The sequence below is a fragment of the Arthrobacter sp. NPDC080086 genome (genome assembly GCF_040702285.1).
Map to the genome: position 1 here is coordinate 1 of NZ_JBFBKP010000012.1, position 17,478 is coordinate 17,478.

21 protein-coding genes and 1 pseudogene are annotated in these 17,478 nt (G+C 63.4%); 13 read left to right on the forward strand and 9 right to left on the reverse strand.

The window, feature by feature from the left end:
* The 4 genes and pseudogenes from AB0305_RS06635 to AB0305_RS06650 form a co-directional block, all read right to left on the reverse strand.
* A pseudogene (locus AB0305_RS06635) lies at positions 1-479 on the reverse strand (cation-transporting P-type ATPase); the annotation flags it as partial.
* The gene (locus AB0305_RS06640) at positions 476-862 is read right to left on the reverse strand and encodes a metalloregulator ArsR/SmtB family transcription factor (RefSeq protein WP_364138884.1); all 387 of its coding nucleotides are present in this window, start codon (positions 860-862) and stop codon (positions 476-478) included. The pseudogene AB0305_RS06635 and the gene AB0305_RS06640, both read right to left, overlap by 4 nt.
* 112 nt (positions 863-974) lie before the next feature.
* Positions 975-3,380, reverse strand: a complete 2,406-nt coding sequence (locus tag AB0305_RS06645) for a tyrosine-type recombinase/integrase (protein WP_364138885.1) — start codon at positions 3,378-3,380, stop codon at positions 975-977.
* Positions 3,377-4,579, reverse strand: coding sequence for a tyrosine-type recombinase/integrase (locus AB0305_RS06650; protein ID WP_364138886.1), 1,203 nt, complete (start codon positions 4,577-4,579; stop codon positions 3,377-3,379). Before AB0305_RS06650 ends, AB0305_RS06645 begins: the two co-directional genes overlap by 4 nt.
* A 168-nt stretch (positions 4,580-4,747) precedes the next feature.
* On the opposite strand from AB0305_RS06650, the gene AB0305_RS06655 reads away from it, so the two are divergent.
* The 3 genes from AB0305_RS06655 to AB0305_RS06665 are packed head-to-tail and all read left to right on the forward strand — an operon-like array spanning position 4,748 to position 5,380.
* Positions 4,748-4,891, forward strand: coding sequence for a hypothetical protein (locus tag AB0305_RS06655; protein WP_366172227.1), 144 nt, complete (start codon positions 4,748-4,750; stop codon positions 4,889-4,891).
* A gap of 43 nt (positions 4,892-4,934) precedes the next feature.
* On the forward strand, positions 4,935-5,207 hold the full coding sequence (locus AB0305_RS06660; protein WP_364138889.1) for a hypothetical protein: 273 nt from the start codon (positions 4,935-4,937) through the stop codon (positions 5,205-5,207).
* Between the two features lie 26 nt (positions 5,208-5,233).
* On the forward strand, positions 5,234-5,380 hold the full coding sequence (locus AB0305_RS06665) for a hypothetical protein (RefSeq protein ID WP_364138891.1): 147 nt from the start codon (positions 5,234-5,236) through the stop codon (positions 5,378-5,380).
* Between the two features lie 40 nt (positions 5,381-5,420).
* On the opposite strand, the gene AB0305_RS06670 is transcribed toward AB0305_RS06665, so the two are convergent.
* From AB0305_RS06670 to AB0305_RS06685, 4 genes are all read right to left on the reverse strand, one after another.
* Positions 5,421-5,786, reverse strand: a complete 366-nt coding sequence (locus tag AB0305_RS06670) for a hypothetical protein (RefSeq protein WP_364138893.1) — start codon at positions 5,784-5,786, stop codon at positions 5,421-5,423.
* Positions 5,783-6,706, reverse strand: coding sequence for a ParA family protein (locus tag AB0305_RS06675; RefSeq protein ID WP_364138894.1), 924 nt, complete (start codon positions 6,704-6,706; stop codon positions 5,783-5,785). The genes AB0305_RS06670 and AB0305_RS06675 overlap by 4 nt, the downstream gene beginning before the upstream one ends.
* Positions 6,707-6,871: 165 nt before the next feature.
* Entirely contained in the window at positions 6,872-8,437 is a 1,566-nt protein-coding gene (locus AB0305_RS06680) for a hypothetical protein (protein WP_364138896.1), read from the reverse strand.
* Positions 8,438-8,863: 426 nt separating this feature from the next.
* Positions 8,864-9,067 carry a hypothetical protein gene (locus AB0305_RS06685; protein WP_366172230.1) on the reverse strand — a complete coding sequence of 68 codons (204 nt, stop codon included), beginning with the start codon at positions 9,065-9,067 and terminating at the stop codon, positions 8,864-8,866.
* A gap of 229 nt (positions 9,068-9,296) precedes the next feature.
* Between AB0305_RS06685 and AB0305_RS06690 the strand changes: the two genes are divergently transcribed.
* The 4 genes from AB0305_RS06690 to AB0305_RS06705 are packed head-to-tail and all read left to right on the forward strand — an operon-like array spanning position 9,297 to position 12,125.
* Positions 9,297-10,166: an oxygenase MpaB family protein gene (locus AB0305_RS06690; RefSeq protein ID WP_364138898.1), complete on the forward strand. Its 870-nt coding sequence runs from the start codon at positions 9,297-9,299 to the stop codon at positions 10,164-10,166.
* The gene (locus AB0305_RS06695) at positions 10,163-10,699 is read left to right on the forward strand and encodes a hypothetical protein (RefSeq protein ID WP_364138899.1); all 537 of its coding nucleotides are present in this window, start codon (positions 10,163-10,165) and stop codon (positions 10,697-10,699) included. The genes AB0305_RS06690 and AB0305_RS06695 overlap by 4 nt, the downstream gene beginning before the upstream one ends.
* Entirely contained in the window at positions 10,696-11,700 is a 1,005-nt protein-coding gene (locus tag AB0305_RS06700; RefSeq protein WP_364138900.1) for an MAB_1171c family putative transporter, read from the forward strand. Before AB0305_RS06695 ends, AB0305_RS06700 begins: the two co-directional genes overlap by 4 nt.
* On the forward strand, positions 11,697-12,125 hold the full coding sequence (locus AB0305_RS06705; RefSeq protein WP_364138901.1) for a hypothetical protein: 429 nt from the start codon (positions 11,697-11,699) through the stop codon (positions 12,123-12,125). The genes AB0305_RS06700 and AB0305_RS06705 overlap by 4 nt, the downstream gene beginning before the upstream one ends.
* 133 nt (positions 12,126-12,258) lie before the next feature.
* Here AB0305_RS06705 and AB0305_RS06710 read toward each other — a convergent pair whose 3' ends face one another.
* The gene (locus tag AB0305_RS06710; RefSeq protein WP_364138902.1) at positions 12,259-12,597 is read right to left on the reverse strand and encodes a hypothetical protein; all 339 of its coding nucleotides are present in this window, start codon (positions 12,595-12,597) and stop codon (positions 12,259-12,261) included.
* Between the two features lie 183 nt (positions 12,598-12,780).
* Here AB0305_RS06710 and AB0305_RS06715 point away from each other — a divergent pair, with 183 nt between their 5' ends.
* The 6 genes from AB0305_RS06715 to AB0305_RS06740 are packed head-to-tail and all read left to right on the forward strand — an operon-like array spanning position 12,781 to position 17,478.
* Positions 12,781-13,788, forward strand: a complete 1,008-nt coding sequence (locus tag AB0305_RS06715) for a CHAP domain-containing protein (protein WP_364138904.1) — start codon at positions 12,781-12,783, stop codon at positions 13,786-13,788.
* On the forward strand, positions 13,785-14,303 hold the full coding sequence (locus AB0305_RS06720; protein WP_364138906.1) for a hypothetical protein: 519 nt from the start codon (positions 13,785-13,787) through the stop codon (positions 14,301-14,303). Before AB0305_RS06715 ends, AB0305_RS06720 begins: the two co-directional genes overlap by 4 nt.
* A 42-nt stretch (positions 14,304-14,345) precedes the next feature.
* A complete protein-coding gene (locus AB0305_RS06725; protein WP_364138907.1) occupies positions 14,346-15,782 on the forward strand; it encodes a chromosome partitioning protein ParA in 1,437 nt (478 codons plus the stop codon).
* A gap of 34 nt (positions 15,783-15,816) precedes the next feature.
* Positions 15,817-16,419, forward strand: a complete 603-nt coding sequence (locus AB0305_RS06730) for a DUF6668 family protein (RefSeq protein WP_364138908.1) — start codon at positions 15,817-15,819, stop codon at positions 16,417-16,419.
* 11 nt (positions 16,420-16,430) lie between these two features.
* On the forward strand, positions 16,431-16,700 hold the full coding sequence (locus tag AB0305_RS06735) for a hypothetical protein (protein ID WP_188572794.1): 270 nt from the start codon (positions 16,431-16,433) through the stop codon (positions 16,698-16,700).
* Between the two features lie 25 nt (positions 16,701-16,725).
* Positions 16,726-17,478, forward strand: coding sequence for a hypothetical protein (locus AB0305_RS06740; protein WP_364138909.1), 753 nt, complete (start codon positions 16,726-16,728; stop codon positions 17,476-17,478).

Sequence of the window (17,478 nt, forward strand, 5' to 3'; positions counted from 1 at the left end):
AGTTCTGCCGGGTCGACGGTGACCTCGGCCCCGCCGCGCAACACGGTCGCCTCAGCCGGGACAAGGTCCAGCAGGGCTCGCAGGCCACGACGGGTTTTCGCCAGTGAGTACTCCTCAAGGCCTTCGGAGATCGCGTAGAGGAAGGCCAGCATGGCCGCCTCCTCGAATTCCCCGAGGGCAACGGCACCGACGGCGGCGATCGTCATCAGCGTGCCTACCCCGATCTTGCCCTTAAACAGACGACGGAGAGTGGAAGGAACGAAAGTCCAAGCCGCTACCAGCAGCGCGATGACCTCCAGGGGAAGGGTCAGCCACTGCGGCCCTCCAAGCAGGGACGCGATCCACGCGGCGAGAAGCAGCACACCGGAGACCGCTGCCGCCCGGATCTCGGTGACCTGCCAGAAACCTACGGCTTCCTCCGCTTCTCCGGATTCGCCGGTCTCCGTCCTCTCGTCGCTGCAGCCGCAGGCGTCACTCATCGTTCGTTCTCTTTCGTCAGGGCGGCACCGGTGCTGCCAACACCGTAGTTCGGGCAGAGGCTGACCGCGTTGCCGGTGGCGGCAAGCAGGATCTCGGCCTGGGCGAGCATGTCCATCAGTTCCGGGCGGGACAGTGAGTAGTACACGCTGCGGCCCTGCACCCGGCCTTCCACCAGGCCGCAATCGCGCAGGCAGGCCACGTGGGCAGATACGGTGGACTGGGCCAGGCCCAGCTCTGCAGTGAGGTCACCTACGCGGACCTCGCCGCCGGCCACGCGCTTCACAATGCTTAGCCGAGTCGGATCACTCAGGGAATGAAACAGCGCCGCCGCGGGATCAAGCCGCGCACAACTATCAGCAGAAACCATCGAACCAATCGTCATATAACGATGATAGCGAAAGTTCGGATGATTCGCGTGCCGCAGGGGACCGGCCCTGTATAAGGACTTCCCCTGCCACCCACCGACGGCACGCGGTTGATCGGTTGCTGCCAACCTACTTATCCTCTTTTGCTTGACCTGGTTCCCTTATGGCTCGGATTCGCGGGGTTCCGAGGTCTACGGTTGTTCGGTCTTTTTGGCTTTGCATCTTGAACATTTGCGCCAGCTTTATTTCTGCGCTGCTCAGCGTGACCCGCAGGCCTTCAACGTCTCCGATCCAGCCGTGCTGTTTGGCTTCGGTGATGCGGTCACGAAGGTTGTCGATGATGTCCTGCAGTCGTTCTGTCTGGGCCGGGTCAGGACGCAGCAGGGCGCAGCGCAGACAGGCATGTTCGTGCTGGCAGCCTGTTCCATATGCGCGTCCGCAGCTTCCCAGGCTGAGTTTGCGTTGCACGAAGTGGGCCTCGAATTCGTCCCATTCGGCGGCTGTTGGTTCGCGGTATTCTTCGGTGGGCCGAATGACCCGTCGCTTTTCGATGAAGGTGCGGTGGTGTCGTATGACGTCCCTGGGATAAATCGCTGCGTATCCCTGGGTCGTCGCCAGACTGGCGTGCCCCATCAGCACCTGCACGATGTGTGGAGGCAACCCGCTGGCAAGTGCCTCGGTCGCGAAGATGCGACGGAAATCGTGCGGGGTGAACCGGACCTCGGCACCGCTGACCTTGATATGCGCGCGTGCCGCCAAGTCATTGAGCAGCGTGGAGACGGTGGCCGTCGTCATTACGTTCGGCGGTCCGGCGCCACGGCGGCGGACGAACAGGTGCGGAAGAGGTGAGCTCAGCACTTTCTCAGCTGAGTCCCATCGCTGTGTCAGCGGTGCACCACCAGCGTCCTTGGTGACACGCGACAGCACCCGGTAGAGCACGTGCACGAGTTCGGGGCCTGCCACCATCAGACGCTCAGTGTCGGTCTTGCTCGGAGCGAAGTGCAGCAGCGGTATGGTCTCCCCGGTCCCTGGAACCTTGTATGGCTGGATGCTCATGTGCACCAACTCAAGGACTTCTTCGATCCGTGCACCGGTGTGTCGTAGTGTCTCAACAAGCGCCCAGGTCCAGAAGGCGTTGTCCTCTTCAAAGGACAGGTCCCGGTCCTTTCCATTACGCCGAATCCGGACATGCGCATGTTGACTGCTCTGGAAGACTTCCCAAGCCTCACCGTCCATGTCGATAGTTTGGCCGGCGCCGGCCGTCTTGGCATTCGCCAGGGTTGCTTCTGCTGCGCGGAGGGCCTGTTCGGCAGCCTCCACCAGACGGGGCAACACGGGAGCCAGTTCACGGGTCCGCTGTTGCATCGTTGCGATGGTCGCGCGCCGGTGCTTCACGTAACCACGGGTCTCCGCGAAGGTTACGGGGCTTGGGGCGGCCCATTGCGCCCAGTAGGCATCTTCGAGTGCCCACTGGCTGATGTCGAGATAGAACGCCCGGACGGAGAAAAAGACGCTGTAAACTTCCCGGCGCGGCGAGCCATCGGCCTTAACTTTGACCCTGGCTTTCCAGCCAGCTGCCTGGTCCGGAGTCAGTGCGAAGCTGCGATGGCCTGGGTAGTGCCTGACGATGTCGGCGAAGAAGAGGCCTGCCAGATACCTACCCAAAGCACAGAGCGAGGAGTAGTCAAGGCCAGCCGACCGGACCTGCAGATAGCGAATGAATGGTTCCCGGCAGGGGCCAGTGATGCCATAGTAGTCGACCATCTCATCCACTGTTTTCGGTCCGACGCGGAGCCGTGTAGGCAGGGTCCCGGAATCGTGTCTGATCCATCCCCTCTCGTGCAGCACCGGCCATACGGCAGTCAGCCCGCTGCGGCTGACGTCGATCAGCTTCCCGGGAAGCTGGGCTGTCAGGTCGAGGATGTCTTCGGCTGTGAGCTGGCGGATCGATTTGCCCGTATGGGCCTGAACGCGACCCAGGGTGAGGATCCCGGCAGTGGCCTGGGCCGGTGAAGCCTTCGCGTGGACGAGGGCGTTCTCAAGTTCAGCTGTGTGGGCGGCATCCCGGAACCGGCTGAGTGCTTTCCAGAAGGCAAAGCGCTGACCCGCGAGCCACCGGTGGGACGGGCGCATGACATCCAGGGCCAGCAGCGGTCCGATTGCCGCGTTGAGTCCTTCGACCTCGTTACGATTCTTCGTGTTCTTGCTTGAGCCGCCGGCGATCCTGAGCCTCCACGTCAGAGCGTCATCCCCGACCTGGCCCTCGAACAGCGCCCAGCGGTCCTGCCAGGTTTCACCCGGCAACTGCCTCAAATGTGTGAGGAGGCGCCTAATGCGCGCCCCGTGATCACCCAGATGTGGCCAGTACGGACGGCAGTCCTTGAGGCTGTTGATGATGTCCTCAATGCTGGCGCTGGTCAGCGGTCCGTCAGGGATGGGTTGCAGTGCAGGCGGTTGTTGTTCCTGTGGTGGCGGTGTGTGGTCATTCCAGCTTCGTCGTGCGGTCTGGATCTTATTGCTGGGCGGAGTTGTCACTGGTTCCCCCAAAGCACGCGCAACTCATCTGGGTTATAGGGCTGACCGGCCGGCGAACTGTCAGCAGCAGGGGCATTCCTGCTGCTGAGATGGGCCCGGTAATGCGCGATAACTTCCTCCATATGCGGAACCGCGTAGACCGTGGTCGTAATCAGCGACTGGTGACCCAGTAACTCCTGGACTTCGTGAAGACCCATCCCGCCCTCGAGCGCTCTGATCGCGAACGTGTGCCGCAGATCGTGCAGCGTCCAGTTCGAACCGAGCAGGTCATTACAGCGTCTCAGTACGGCGCGCATGGCTTCGTAGGACAGAGGACGGGGCTCGCCCCGCAGCGTGAGCCAAACCGGCTCATCCGGGCCGGCGACGCTTCCTTCGAGCTGATAGAGCCGAAGCCATACGAAAGCATCAGGCGAAGCGGGCAACCATTGCAGCTGACCACCTTTGCGGTAAACGCCGATTAGCTGGTCACCCACGTTGACCCTGTCACCCGTGATCCCGAGCAGCTCGCTCGCCCGTGCACCACTGCTGACATAAAACGCCACCAACGCCCGGTCCCTGTTGGACCGCAAACGGCGAAACAGATCGTTGAACTTCCCATCCGGGATTGATCTTGGCACCCGGCGCGCCTCGCGCTGACGCAAGGGCTGGCGCCGCACCGGGGCAAACTCCCGCTGAGGATCATGATGCGCATGGGATCGCCCGCGGCGCAGCTCGAAAGGATTCACGATGGGCCCCTCACCCACCCGAAGCTGGAAAGCGTAAAACTCCTTACACACGGTCGTCGTGTGGTTGATCGTCGAGGGTGAGTAACGCACTCCGAGATGCCTCTTTCCCGTGACAAGGTTCCGGCTCCCCCGCCGCTGAGGGACGTTACGATTCCCGACGAACTTCTCGGCCTGGCGCGCCCACAACACGAAGTCGCGCGCTTCAAGGGACGTTGCCTGCTCCCAGTTGACCCCGATAGCCCACAAAAATCGAAGGAACCGAAGCAAGGACAAGGCATAGGTTCGTACCGTTTGAGGCGAACGGTCCGTCGCTGCCAGCTCAAGCAGATACTCCGTGGCGGGAGCGAACTCCTCTCCCATCGCGTCGAGGACCACGAAGCCAGGAACACCGGGGCGAGGAATCACCCGCCCGACGTTCGCGACAGTGAGTCCCTCCGCTCGATGCCGATCCCAACTGCGATCCGAGAGATCCATGACCAAAGCATGACGCTGACGGGCTCGCCTCATGCAGGCGACACGCGCCGTAAACCGTCAACTTAGTCCGGTAAACAGATCATCGGAGAAAGGACGTACTGCCCGGGCTTTCAGTTCCTCCCTGGAGGGCAGCTCCAGCCCGTCGTCACAACACTGTTCCAGCGGGCCATGGACCTGAAGGTGCCACACAACTACTTTACGATCTGGATGGCCACGCCCTCCCGGGCCTTGGCCGGGACCCGTCCCGTCGACCAGCTGGAGAAGGACCCCGCTCCCCTGGTCCGCGCTCTGGAAGCCCACCGCTGGGACTAGGGCCGGCCCTTGACGGGGCCGCCCGCGTGCGTAGCGTTGGCCCATGGGACTCATCTACGACAGCCCGGCCCTGGCGGCCTTGACGCTGACACGGCTCGCGGCAGAAGAATCGGAGGGCCCCGGCGCCCTGGAAGGGCGCATGCGGGGCTATCTGGGCGACCTGAAACAGCGCAACGGCGCTGAATACCTTGAGCTGGTTGCCATCGCCCTCGCCAGGGTCCACTTCAACGCCGTCGACGACCTAGCCCGTGCAACGGGCGCGACGGCGACAGTGCTTCTGGATGCCGCGGAAGTCGAAGCCTTTGAGGGTGCATAGAGGCTGTCCGGGACTAAGGTGGTCAGGTGGAAATCGCCGGCACCATCCAAGCTCCCGACGGCACCTACGACCACCTCAGCGTCCAAGGTGGGAGCTACGAGGAAGCCAAGGAAGCCCTGCACGCAAGGATCCCCGAGGGGTACAAGCTCGTCGTGATCCGCACCGACCAGTAGCCCTCCCCCGTCAATACTGTCAAAGACAGTATTGACGGCATTAGGGCTGGATTCGCCGGCCCGGGGCCAGGTTCTGCGTGCCTCCAGGGAAGTTCTCGCCCTCGTTATAGACCCGCTCGCGTCGGGCCACCTCCATGAGGACTGCGCGCGAGATGAAGTCGGACCAACTCCGGTCCATCTCCTGCCCGCTCGTCGCGGTATACGCCGCTTTGGCCCTCTTCAAATCGTCGGCGGCCATGTAGAACGTGATCTGCTTGGACGCCGAGGCCGGCTGAGCCTTCTGGGCCGGCGCCACCGCTTCAGCGGGTGCCGGATTCCTGTTTGCCTTGACCAAGTTCTGGACGGCGGGCGCAGCAGCGGCCCTGCGCGGAGGCGGGCCTATGGGGTTGCGGGTGGATTCGGTCATGATGCGTTCCTCTTCTCAGCTGCTTCCAGGCGGGCGACGAGTTCATGTGTGACTTGGTAGAGGTCTTCTGCGACGTTAGCGGCGGACCGTGGCTGACTCTGCCCCGCTTCCGCGGTGCCCTTGCGAACTTCCCACCACTTCGGTGCAGCCTTAACCTGTTCCTCGAGCTCGTGAATGAGCACTCCCCTGTCCCGGGCGGCCTGCGCTGGCGCTTCTGCGTGACGAACCATGCCCTTGAACAGCACTGAATCATCGCCGAACGTTTCCGTGATCGATTCCCGGGTTGTCCGGTGGACGTTCGTTGCCGTCGAGGAAGTGGCGGTGATGATGACGCCCAGGAGGTCGAGGTTGGGGTTCACATCCAGGACTGTATCCAAGCGCTTAGCCACTCCGAGAAGCCCTTCTCGGCCGGCCTTGTCCGTTTTTGTAGGCACCACAACGTAGGCCGCTGCGCCGAGGGCGGCGACCTGGAGCGGTTCATTGCCGGGCGGGCAGTCGATGAGGATGATGTCGTAGTCCGCGGCGATGGGGGCAAGAGACCGCGCCAGGGCCAGCTTCGACTTGCGTCCGTCACGGCTGGACTGGGAGATGAGGCCGGCGCCGGCCTCATCGAGTGAGCTTCCTCCGGGCACGACGTCGAGGTTTGGGCGAACGTCTTTCAATGGGGTCAACGGTTGGCCGAAGACGAGGCTTTGTGCGAGGCCCGTTCCGTCATCATCCTGGGACTCGTGCCGGTATCCGAGGTCGAGGCCAAGGTTGCCCTGTGGATCCATATCCACGAGGAGAACCTTCCAGCCAAAGCTCGCCAGCAGCGCACCAATGTTGGCCGTCAGGGTCGTCTTGAGGACGCCGCCCTTGCCGTTGACGAACCCGCAGATTCGCTCCATGCCTGTCCGGTCGAACTCTACTGGAGCTGCCATCTTGCCCGCCCTACTGTCGTTGCTGTCTTTACTGTTATTACTGTCTTTACGTGATTTGACTTTAATACAGTCAAAGCCGTTTTTACAGTCAACACTGTCTTTGCCGTCTTTGCAAGCATTACCCGCATTACTGTTATTAGGTGTATTGACAGTAATGCGGGTGGCTCATGCTGCCTTCCACACATATCCGGGGTAGGCGTCGTCGTCGTCATCCGGTGGCAGCCAGTGGGTTTCGGTTTCCGCGTCGTACAGCTCGGTCTCAGATAGCTCAGAGGAGAGGTGCCTGTCCAGCCATGCGTGCCACCGGGCGCGCTGCAGGCGGTGTCTTGTGATCTGTTCGGCAGCGTCATCGAGGGCGCCCAGACGGCGTGCCAGGTCGTTGAGACCGGTGGCAGCTACCAGGAACCAGCATCCGTCGGTGCGTTGGATCATGTTGTGGGCTGCCATCTCTGCCAGGGCCTTGTCTACGGCTGACCGGCTTAGGGCTGTCGAGCGGACAATGTCTGCCGTAGTGGGGGAGAAGCGGCCGCGTTCGATGGCTTCGTAGGACAAGGCCGCTACATCGCCCAGCACACGAAATACGGGACGGATGCCGTAGATCTTCCCCCGCCGCCAAGAGAGGTCCCGGGCCAGTTGCTCGTAGTGCTGTGGTAGTTGGACCAGGTAGGTGTCAGCGTTGCGGCCCCGGGCGTCGGATACTTTCGTCAAGATGCCGTCTGAGGCGCCTTCCAGGACGCGCAGGAGCCTGGCTACGGTGCCGTGGTGCTTGCCGAGTGCGCTGGCAAAGGTCCTGCAGCCAACATCGAGCAGCTCCGTTTCCATTGTTCGCATGTAGCCCAGGACTGCGCGAAGGAGTAGCCGCAGGCTTAGGCCCTCTCTGCCGTGTTCTTTGAGCCGGTGGTCAAGGGCTGCGTAGAGCACATTTTCAAGATCGTTTACGAGCTGGTGCACGCCAGCTTTGCTGGCTAGTTTGATTGCCCCCCCTGTGGGCTTTGGCTGGCTTGTGTCGTTAATAAGGGAACTAGTCTCTCCAGTTTTGGAGGTCGGCTTTTTCTGGACCCAGCCGCAGGCGTTCGCCCACTCCTTGTCCAGGAGGCGGTCGCGGTGGCTGGTGTCCTTGTAGAGGGCAGCGAGACCGGGGAACTGGCCGGTCATCTCCCGCTGGACCTGGTCCAGGGTCCACCCACACGCGGCGAAGTGGTTCAGGACCGCCATGCGGGCCTCTGAGGGGCTGGGGTAGCGGTTGGCGTCGTACAGGCCCGTGCGGGCGAGGACGCGCAAGGGGGATTGGCTGCCGCCAAAGGAGAGCGAGCTGGTGCCAGGGGCTGAGGCCACTGTGGCAAGTTTGGCCTCGCGGGCCTTCAGGTCACGGCGGCGGCGCAGCTCCGGGGCCAGTGCCCGGAGCAGGGCATTCCATGTGTCGGCCGCATTCCGTCGCCGCAGCGTGTCGTACGCGGTGGCCAGGGGAGTGGTGAGGATCTGGTGGCCGCCGGACTTATGAGCTGATCCCGGGACGCGAATACAGCCGTCCGTGACGTTCTGGTGAGGGCCCGGGTCGAGGCTGGGAGCCAGTAGCGTCATGGCTTCCACGACCTCGCGGGCCTCGGCCGCGCCGACACGTTCCACGAGCGGGACGTACAGGTGCCGGCCGCCGCTGGGGGAGTAGTCCGCAACGTAGCGGATCCCGCAGCTCTCCAGCAGCTCCCCGAGGCGTCTGGCGTCGTCGTCCACAACCTCCTGCAGAGCTTTGGAGGTATCCAGGTCAATACAAAGGGTGGCAACGGACCCGTCCGACCCGTGAACGTGCACAGCTGCCGGCTGTTTGGGGAGTGCGGCCGTGATCTTCGGCGCCACAGCCGGACCTGGGTACTGGAAGCGGCCCTTAATCCATCGGCCCCGCCGGTACGTCGGGGCTCCCGCAATCAGCGGGGCAAGACGCCACGCGAGCTCTGGCGTGACTTGACGCGCCGACAGCGGCACGTCAGTTGTTGACGCCGCGACAGCGGCAGGTACCATAGACAACAGTTACTCCCTTCGGGGTATAGCAAATGGAGCGCCCCTCGCGGGGAGCTTTTGAAAGTTCAGATCGAATCCCGCCAAGAACGAGATCTGAACGCCATACTTTTTGAAGGCCCGCCTAGTGCGGGCCTTCAGTCTTTAACTCGCCTTAGCAATAGGCAGGGCCTCCTGGCCGGTGAGTCGATCGAGGTCAATAGTCTTCAAGTGGGCGTGCACGAGTCGAGCGATGAGGTCGCTCCGGCTCTCCTTCGTCGCATCCACGACGGCGGCCAGCTTTTCTGCGTCGGAAATCGGCAACCGCGCCGTTATGACGTGTCGCTCTCCCTTGCTGCGCTGTGGCATGTTCCCTCCCAGGACCGAAGTTACAAGTCCAAGAACACATGAATCAGATTGCCTTAAGTGGGATTTAGGTCCCGGCGTGTCGGTTGCCGAGACCTCCCCCGGGCCACCTTCGGCCGTGAACCACTATAATCGGACCTTGGACATGTCTAAGGTTACACATGGTGCGGGTGCTCTATCTTGAGCACTGACGTCCGGCCTGGGTTCAGCCTTTTCGCACCTGTGGCCTCTCTTGCTGGAGTTTGATTCGATGCACAAAAGCCGAGCAGAAAGCCTCAAGCGCCAGGGGACGCTCAGCCGCAGCCAGTTTGAAGAGATCTATCGCAGATTCGTCCTCTTCGACCTGGCTGAGGATATGGACCTGGGATTCTTCCTTGCTTACTACCGCAACTTTTCCATCCCTTCGCTGGCCGGGACGCTGGCCGCCACGGGGGAGATCCGTTCACGTCCGCAAAAGCGCTCCTACGACACGGCGATAGTCATCTACGAAATCATCGCTGGCGGCCTAGACAGTGAACGGGGCGCAGCTATGGTCACCCTCCTGCGCAATGTGCACAGGGGAGTGCCCGGCCGCAACGCAGACTTCGTTTATGTCCTTATGACGATGCTCGTCGTTCCGATCCGGTGGGCCGACCGCCATGCTTGGCGGGCATCTCTGGACACCGAGAAGCAGGCCGCTGTTGATTTTTTCTCAGCCCTCGGAGAGCGCATGGGCCTTCACGACATCCCAAGCGACTTCGCTGGTGCCGCCGCGTTCCTCGATGACTACGAGAGAAAGCATGTCGCTGCCAGCCCGGCTGGGCTGGAACTCATGGACTCTACCTTGGGTGTTCTTCGGGCTCGGCTTCCTAAACCCCTCCGGCCGGCCACTGAAACTCTCCTCTCGGCGATGCTGGACGATCCGCGTCAGTCTGAAGCTCTGGGACTGCCTCGCCCCAATACTGTCGTCAAGGCAGTGCTGAGCGGTCTACTGCGGCTGAAGGCAACCATCACGGCGGTTCGTCCGCTGAGGCAGACCCCGCGGTTCCGGCCCGGTCTCTCGGGCTCCTCGCAGTACCCCTCGGGGTACGTGTTGGAGGATCTGGGTCCGGGGAAATCATGACCCCGCTGATGATGCCGAGCTATGTCGCGACGGTTCAGTCGACCATCGCCGAGCTCGGGCTGCCCGAGAAGCTGACGCTGGACGTCCTGAGGGAGGCAGTATCGTCCCGACGAGCGAGAAAGCTTGTGGTCCGTCGAACCGAAGAACTTGCCGGCAGCCCGGTATGCGCCATGACCTACTGCAACGCAGCGGTGGATCTAATCCTTTTCGCCCCCGCAGATGAGCGCCGGCGTGAGGATCACTTCGTGTGCCACGAATTTGGACACCTTCTCTTGGGCCACCACGAACAGGCCCGCGGAAACGTCACCCGCCCAATGCCACTCCTGGGCGCTTCGATGGTCACTAACCAATTGCAGGTCGAAGCTTCGGAGCCGAAGCTACTAGGCCGTCGAAGGTCGGCGAGCTGCGCCACCTTCACAGTGGCGGAGGAGAAGCGGGCGGAGACTTTTGCGGACATAGTGATGGACAGGATGTGGCGCTCTCATCTGCGGCCGCTAGATGAGCCATCCAGGTTTGCAGAGGTATTCGGATGACGAGCATTGTGGTTGCGGTCAGCTTAGGGATTTTGACCCTGCTCAGACTCTCCGGCCTCTGGAACCGGCCGGCCCGGCCAGCCTTTTTGGCGTCGGCTTTCGCCACAGCCGGTTTTACGCTTTACATCGAACCCGTCTACATCTTCGTGGATTCCCTCACAGGCAACCGAAACCTGGCTGGCCTGATTCTCTCCCTATGCGTCCTGGCCGCGTTCGCCCAGCTCTACACGGCAGTAACCAACGCTGCTGGGCCGGCCTCGGGGCTGCAGGATCTGCGCAAGGAACGACGCCATAGGATCGCCTGGATCGCCTCATCGCTCATCGTCGTGGTCGGCTTTTCAAGCAGCGACCTACCGGTCACCAGTCCCTCGCTGATCCGCACGTACGGGTCCCAGCCCGGCATGACCGCGTTCCTGCTGGCCGCTTCGTTCTTCATCGCCTACACAAGCGCTAGTGTCATCCGGTCTGTAATCGGTCACCTGAGCAAAATGTCCTCCGCTTTCCGCCTCGGGTTCTTTCTTGTGTGCGCCGGTTGCTTCGGTGCAATCTCGCTCCTTGCGGTCCGGTCCTTGCTGCAGCTGGTAACGGACCACGCGGGACAGGAATCTTTCTCTCCGTTCTATGGCGCCGGTCAGGCTGTCTCCGTTGTGTGCGTGGCTGCCGGACTTTCTACGTCACGGCTCGTCGGAATTACCGCGGCGACATCAGCAGATCTGTCCGCCCGGTGGCGGCTGTTTCGCCTCATGCCGCTTTGGAGGGCCTCCACCGCCGGCAACCCAAACCTGGTGCTCCACCAGGGCGGGTCGCCGGGCAAAGACATATTGAGCTCCAACCCGCATGCCGCGCTACAGCGGCGCATCACGGAGGTGCGAGACTGCCTCCTGGTGGACCCTGTTGGTTTGGAAGAAGCGTGGAATCAACATGAGTCAGCACTACTTGATGCCGAGAAGTCTCTGAAAACGCCGCAAACACCCTCCAGCCCCGATAGGACTGCCGCATGAACCGCAAAGACAACGCCTCTCAGCGGCGGGAGGAATTGGCTCGCCGCCTGGACCTCCTCATGGACGTCGTGGTTGCGGAAGGGGGCCAGCCGTACAAGTTTGCTGACATCCAAGCTGCCCTGGCCGAGAAGGGCGTGGGCTTGTCACGGGCGCGCTGGTTCTATATGCGCGAAGGAACTGGGGCGACCGTAACCGATCCAAAGCTCCTCTCCGCCCTCGCAGAGTTCTTCGGCGTCCCGCCCGCTTACCTGCTCGACTCAGATCCAACTCTCCCGGCGCGAGTGGAAGCTCAGCTCAAACTCTTGAAAGCCATGAGAATCGCTGAAGTCCGGAGTTTTGCAGCCAGGGCTCTCGGGGACCTTTCTCCTGAAGCCACCTCGGCCATCGCCAAAATCCTCGAAGAAGAGATGAAATCCACGGATTAGATTCCTGAGAGTGCCTTAGACATGTCTAAGGTTGGCTATCCTTGAGTCATGACCTACCACTCGTGCAGGCTAAACCCGGCAGAGCAACGGAGCGTTACTTACCGCACCACCACGAGGCGAGCCATGCGCTGCGCTACTTATCCGCCGCAAGCGCGTACCGCCGGAGGCTGTCTATCAGCGTCTCGATGCGAGGCAGATCTGCCGAGAATGCGTGGTTCAGGCGCCCGGAGCTTGGACCGAGCACGGGCGTTTTCTTCAAAACTCCAGCGGCGGCAAGGACGCCCGCTGCCTTGCTCAGGCTTGCGGGCGAAAAGTCCTTGAGCTCGTCCGCAAGTTCGGACCGGGTTGCCGGGACAGCTCTGGCGGCCAAGTGGTGGAGCAGGGCCAGGTTTATGCCGCTGCTGAAGACCGCCTGAGCGGTCGCTACCGACTCGTTCCAGGCGGCGTCGGCGGGCTTAACCAGTCGAGGCATATCGAACATCCTACTTGTCGCGCAGTGCTAGCAGCTGCGGCCTAGACCGTCGCTAGGGCAATACTTAAAGTATTGCTACAATATTTTAGATAAACCTAGGGGGGATCACTCGTGCAAGCCAAACCGCTCGCCACCGGCGTAGCCGTAGCTGTCCCCGTGGCCCTGCTAGGACTCGTTTCCTCGATGCTTCTGCTCTTGGGGCCTGCGAAGCCCGCGGCCGCCGACTGCGGGCCGGTAATTTCCGTCTCCGTGGATGCCAGTACCAAAGTCGCCGGCTACACCCGGGAACAGCTGAAGAATGCCGCTTTGATCATGGGGGCGGGTAAGGCTTTGAACCTTTCTGTGAATGGTCAGATGATCGCGGTGATGGTTGCCCTGGGGGAGTCGGGCCTGCGTGTTCTGGACAATGGCGATACCGCCGGCCCCGACTCCCGCGGCCTGTTTCAGCAGCGCGGCAACGGCGCGTGGGGATCCTATAAGGACCGCATGAACCCGGCCACGAGCGCCACGAACTTCATGAAGGCGCTGCAGGGTGTGGCGGGTTGGGAACTGCTGGAACCGACAATCGCGGCCAACAAGGTCCAGCGCAACGCCGACCCGTACCACTACCAGAAGTACTGGCCCGAGGCCGTGAAAATCGTCCAGGCCCTCTCGACGTCGAAGTTCTCCCTGCAGGGAAGCGACTGCGGAATCCCCGGCCAGTCCGGCGCCGGGAACGACTACCCGTGGAAGAACTCACCGACCTGGATGCAGGCCGGCGCCAACGCGGCCAGCACTTCACCGCTGGGCATGTACTACCGGGAGTGCGTGGACTTCGCCCTGTGGCGGGTCAACCAGCAGATGGGCTCCCCCAGTGCACCGTTCAGGTTCCTCAACAGCAACTTCCGTCCCGATGGCCAGGGCCTGGGTTCGGCCCTGACGTGGAAGGCCGGCTGGGACGCCAAGGGCTGGCCCACCGGCCGCGCACCCAAGGTCGGTGCCGTGGTTTGGTACGCGCCAGGTGCCGGGGGAGCGGACCCCAACTTCGGCCACGTCGGCGTCGTGAAGGAAGTCAAGGACAACGGCACTTACGTCGAAGAGGGCTACAACGGCAACCCTGCCCCGGATGACCACAACTACTACACCCGGACCGTGTCCAATACGGTCCCCTCAGCCTTCCTGTACCTGCCCATTCAAGAGGAGACGAAGTGAAGAAGCCCCTGACCCTGATCGCGGTGGCGCTGCTGTGCGCGGCCTGCGCCCCTGCCGCGTCCACCGGGGCCGCGCCGGCGTCCTCTTCCAGCGCCAGCCCCACCGCTTCCGCCCCGGTCTCGTTGAGCGCCAACAGCGGCCCCCAGGCACCCGGCGGCACGGTACCGGCCACCATCGGCATCACGTGGGACCAGGCCAGCAAGGAAGACGCTCTGGACGTTGCCGAGAACGCGATGACCGACTTCGCCCGGCCAACTCTGGATGAGAAGCAGTGGGCCAACGATCTGGCCCGCTGGCTGACGCCTCAGGCCACGGCCGACTATTCCTCCGTGGATCCCTCGAATATCCCGGCCTCCCGCGTCACCGGAGCGGCCACCTTGTCCGTCGATGAGGCCAACGGCTACGGCGCTAGCGCTTCGGTCCCTACGAACGCCGGGACCTACACGCTGCACCTGCTCCGCACGGGCAAGGACGCTCCGTGGAAGGTCAACCGTCTCACCCCGCCAGCATCCTGAACGTCACCGCCTTTTCCCTTCTCACACCTAAGGAACAAGCCGATGGGTACAACCCCTACGCAAGTATTGGCCTTCCCCAGCATCAAGGCCATTGTCCGCGACAACGGCACCGCCGAGGTCGTCGTCGCGGGCAACTCCCGCATCGTTCCCGCCGGGGAATCCCTGCAGGACCTCCGCAACAACGCCCTGGCCCTGGTCGTCGGTGAAGCGCAAACGCTCCAGCGCCCCGTCCGGGTCCAGATCGAAGATCCCGAGGGCCACGGCGAACTCATCGTCCACCCGGACAACAAGATCGAATCCATCTCCTACGAACCCCGCACAGCCCGCCGCCGGGCCGAAGCCCCCGCCACCACCCCGGAGACCGCCGCCCCCGCCGTCATCGAAACCACGCCTCTTACGGCACCGGAGCCCGCCGCCAAGCCTGTAGAGACAGCGCCGGTTCACGCTGCCGTAGCCGATGCCCAGCCGTGGCTGCCCGCGGCCTCGGCCGTGACCGAAGCTGTAGTGGAAGAGCCGGCTCCGACGCGGCGCAGCCTGAAGGACACCTCCTTCCTGGTCAGCGCCCCGGTCCTCGAGCCGGCCACCCAGGGCTGGCGCGGTGCGCTCACACGCCTGGGCATCCGCATGAACCCCTCCGATGAAGAACTCTCCGAACGCGAGGACATCCGCACGGTCAGCCAGCACTGGCCCGGCCCGCGCACCATCGCCGTGGTCAACCGCAAGGGAGGGGCCAACAAGACCCCCACCGTCGTCATGCTCTCGGCCATCCTCGCCCGCTACAGCGGCGCGGCCACGGTCGCGTGGGATAACAACGAATCCCAGGGCACGCTGGGCTGGCGAACCGAAAAGGGCTCCCACGACCGCAGCGTCCTGGACCTGATCGATTCCTCGACCGAGCTGCTGTCCCCGTCCACGAACGCGGCCGAAATCGCCAAGTTCGTCCACCACCAGACGGCCGACAAGTTCGATGTCCTCCGCTCCGATGAGAACGAAGAAGGCGACCACGAAGTCACCGCCGAAGAAGTCGACATCGCCCACCAGGTACTCACCCGGTACTACCGGCTAGTTGTCATGGACTCGGGCAACACCGCCCGCGCCGCGAACTGGCGACGCATGATCGACCACACCAACCAGCTCGTCGTCCCCGTCACTGCCATCGAGGACCGCGCCGAAGCCGCCCGGCTGACGCTGCAGACCCTCGTATCCCGCGGCGGCCACGACGCGGAGCTGGCCCGCAACGCGGTCGTGATCGTCTCCGAGTCCACCGACGCGAAACGGTCCATGAGCGGGGATGCCCTGAAGCGGGCCAAGGACGAGGCAGAGCGGATCGCCAAGGGCTTCGAACCCTTCGTCCGCGCCGTCGTCCGCATCCCTTACGACCCGGCACTGGTCAACGGACCCATCCGGTACGAAGCCCTCCAGCCAGCCACCCAGCGGGCCTGGCTCGCCGCGGCCGCCGCCGTCGCCGCCGGCTTCTAACCACCCACTCAACGGACATTCGAAAGGAGGACCCATGCAGCAGACCCTGAACCCCTGGATCAGCCGCCCCGCCGTCGAGACGGAAACGCCGGAACCGGAGGTACACGCCCCGCCGGCGGCGGCCATCACCGTCCCGTTGCGGGGCATGGTCGAACCCGACGCCGCTGACCGGCTGGGCCGCCGGACCGTCGCCGGAACCGCAGCCCTCTGGGTCACCGGCGCGCACGGCGGCTCCGGTGAAAGCCGGCTCGCGGAGATCCTGGACGGCGCACGAGCCTCCGGACACTGCTGGCCTGTCCCGCAGGACGGAAGCGCCCCGAAGCTGCTGCTGGTCTGCCGCGCTGATATGCGCGGACTGACCGCGGCCCGCAGCGCCGTCACCCAGTGGGCCTCCGGCGCTGCCCCGGCCGTTGACCTCCTCGGTCTTGCCGTCCTGGCCGACGCCCCCGGCAAGACGCCCAAAGCCCTTCGCGACTTCGCCGCCATTGTCGGCGGGGGAGCGCCCCGTCTCTGGACCCTGCCCTGGGTCGAGGCGTGGCGGCACGAAGACACCCCCAGTGTCCCCTCGGCCCGCGAATACCAACGCTTCACCACCGACATAGCTGCCCTCGTAGCTGACACCAGCACCACCAAATGAAAGGTCTCACCATGAACTCCCTGGCCCGCTTGGACTCAAGCTTCATCCCCAACCCGACCCCCGTTGTCCCGGCCCAGGCCGGCGGCCTGCTCACCATCCTGAACTGGGCCTCCGGTATCGGCCTGGTCCTCGGCGTGCTCGGCGTGATCATCGTCGGTATCGGCATGGTCATCCAGCTCCAGCGCGGCGAGGGAGCCCAGGCCATCGGCAAGCTCGGCTGGGTACTGCTGGGCTGCATCATCATCACCGGCGCCTCCGGCATCGTTCGCGCGTTCGTCTAAACCACCACCACACGGGAGGTTCACCATGAGCCAGTCCACCGAAAGCACCCCCGAGGCCAACCCCTTCACCAAACCCGGGTTCATCATCGCTGCGGCGCTGGTCGTGGCGCTCCTCGCGGCCACCGTCGTCATCTTCCTGCTCCCCAAGGGCGACGCCACCGCCCAGCAGGCCCCCGTTTCACCCTCCTCCGGCGCCTCTGCAACCCCGTCATCTCCGGTCGATGCGGGAGGCAAGAGCATCTGCGGGCTACCCCCCAGCACTGACACAGCACTGGGAACGGCGCCGAAGTCCAAGTGGGAGCTCGTCGGCAAGACGGCTGCCCCTACCGACCCAAAGACTTTCGGTCCTGGTTTGACTGACGGTGATGGCTTCCGCTCCTGCTTTGCCCATTCACCGACGGGAGCGCTCTACGCCGCCGTCAACATGATCGCCCTTGGTTCTTCAGCGACACAGGATTCGCTGAAGCTCGCCGACAAGCTTGTGGTCCCTGGGCCCGGCCGCGATGCGGCCATGGCCCAAGCCAAGGCACAGACCTCAATTTCGAAAAGCGGTGAGGTCGCTCAAGTCAGCGGCTTCCTGGTCAAGTCCTACAGCCCCGCCGAAGCGGATGTCGATCTTGCGATCAAACTCCCCAACGGCGCTCTGGCGCACTCCGTACTCTCCCTACGTTGGGTAGCTGGAGACTGGAAAGTGAAGGCCTCAGATGATGGGCAAGTATTCAATGGAATCGCCCAACTTACCGATCTGAGCGGCTTCATCCTCTGGTCTGGCGTCTGA

What these genes read in the sequence shown, in the direction of transcription:
- AB0305_RS06655 (WP_366172227.1), top strand. Translation starts at nt 4,748, where the DNA reads ATGGACCTGAAGGTGCCACACAACTACTTTACGATCTGGATGGCCACG.
- AB0305_RS06650 (WP_364138886.1), bottom strand. Translation starts at nt 4,579, where the DNA reads ATGGATCTCTCGGATCGCAGTTGGGATCGGCATCGAGCGGAGGGACTC.
- AB0305_RS06730 (WP_364138908.1), top strand. Translation starts at nt 15,817, where the DNA reads ATGCAGCAGACCCTGAACCCCTGGATCAGCCGCCCCGCCGTCGAGACG.
- AB0305_RS06685 (WP_366172230.1), bottom strand. Translation starts at nt 9,067, where the DNA reads ATGCCACAGCGCAGCAAGGGAGAGCGACACGTCATAACGGCGCGGTTG.
- AB0305_RS06715 (WP_364138904.1), top strand. Translation starts at nt 12,781, where the DNA reads ATGCTTCTGCTCTTGGGGCCTGCGAAGCCCGCGGCCGCCGACTGCGGG.
- AB0305_RS06660 (WP_364138889.1), top strand. Translation starts at nt 4,935, where the DNA reads ATGGGACTCATCTACGACAGCCCGGCCCTGGCGGCCTTGACGCTGACA.
- AB0305_RS06695 (WP_364138899.1), top strand. Translation starts at nt 10,163, where the DNA reads ATGACCCCGCTGATGATGCCGAGCTATGTCGCGACGGTTCAGTCGACC.
- AB0305_RS06740 (WP_364138909.1), top strand. Translation starts at nt 16,726, where the DNA reads ATGAGCCAGTCCACCGAAAGCACCCCCGAGGCCAACCCCTTCACCAAA.
- AB0305_RS06705 (WP_364138901.1), top strand. Translation starts at nt 11,697, where the DNA reads ATGAACCGCAAAGACAACGCCTCTCAGCGGCGGGAGGAATTGGCTCGC.
- AB0305_RS06640 (WP_364138884.1), bottom strand. Translation starts at nt 862, where the DNA reads ATGACGATTGGTTCGATGGTTTCTGCTGATAGTTGTGCGCGGCTTGAT.
- AB0305_RS06710 (WP_364138902.1), bottom strand. Translation starts at nt 12,597, where the DNA reads ATGCCTCGACTGGTTAAGCCCGCCGACGCCGCCTGGAACGAGTCGGTA.
- AB0305_RS06675 (WP_364138894.1), bottom strand. Translation starts at nt 6,706, where the DNA reads ATGGCAGCTCCAGTAGAGTTCGACCGGACAGGCATGGAGCGAATCTGC.
- AB0305_RS06725 (WP_364138907.1), top strand. Translation starts at nt 14,346, where the DNA reads ATGGGTACAACCCCTACGCAAGTATTGGCCTTCCCCAGCATCAAGGCC.
- AB0305_RS06700 (WP_364138900.1), top strand. Translation starts at nt 10,696, where the DNA reads ATGACGAGCATTGTGGTTGCGGTCAGCTTAGGGATTTTGACCCTGCTC.
- AB0305_RS06670 (WP_364138893.1), bottom strand. Translation starts at nt 5,786, where the DNA reads ATGACCGAATCCACCCGCAACCCCATAGGCCCGCCTCCGCGCAGGGCC.
- AB0305_RS06735 (WP_188572794.1), top strand. Translation starts at nt 16,431, where the DNA reads ATGAACTCCCTGGCCCGCTTGGACTCAAGCTTCATCCCCAACCCGACC.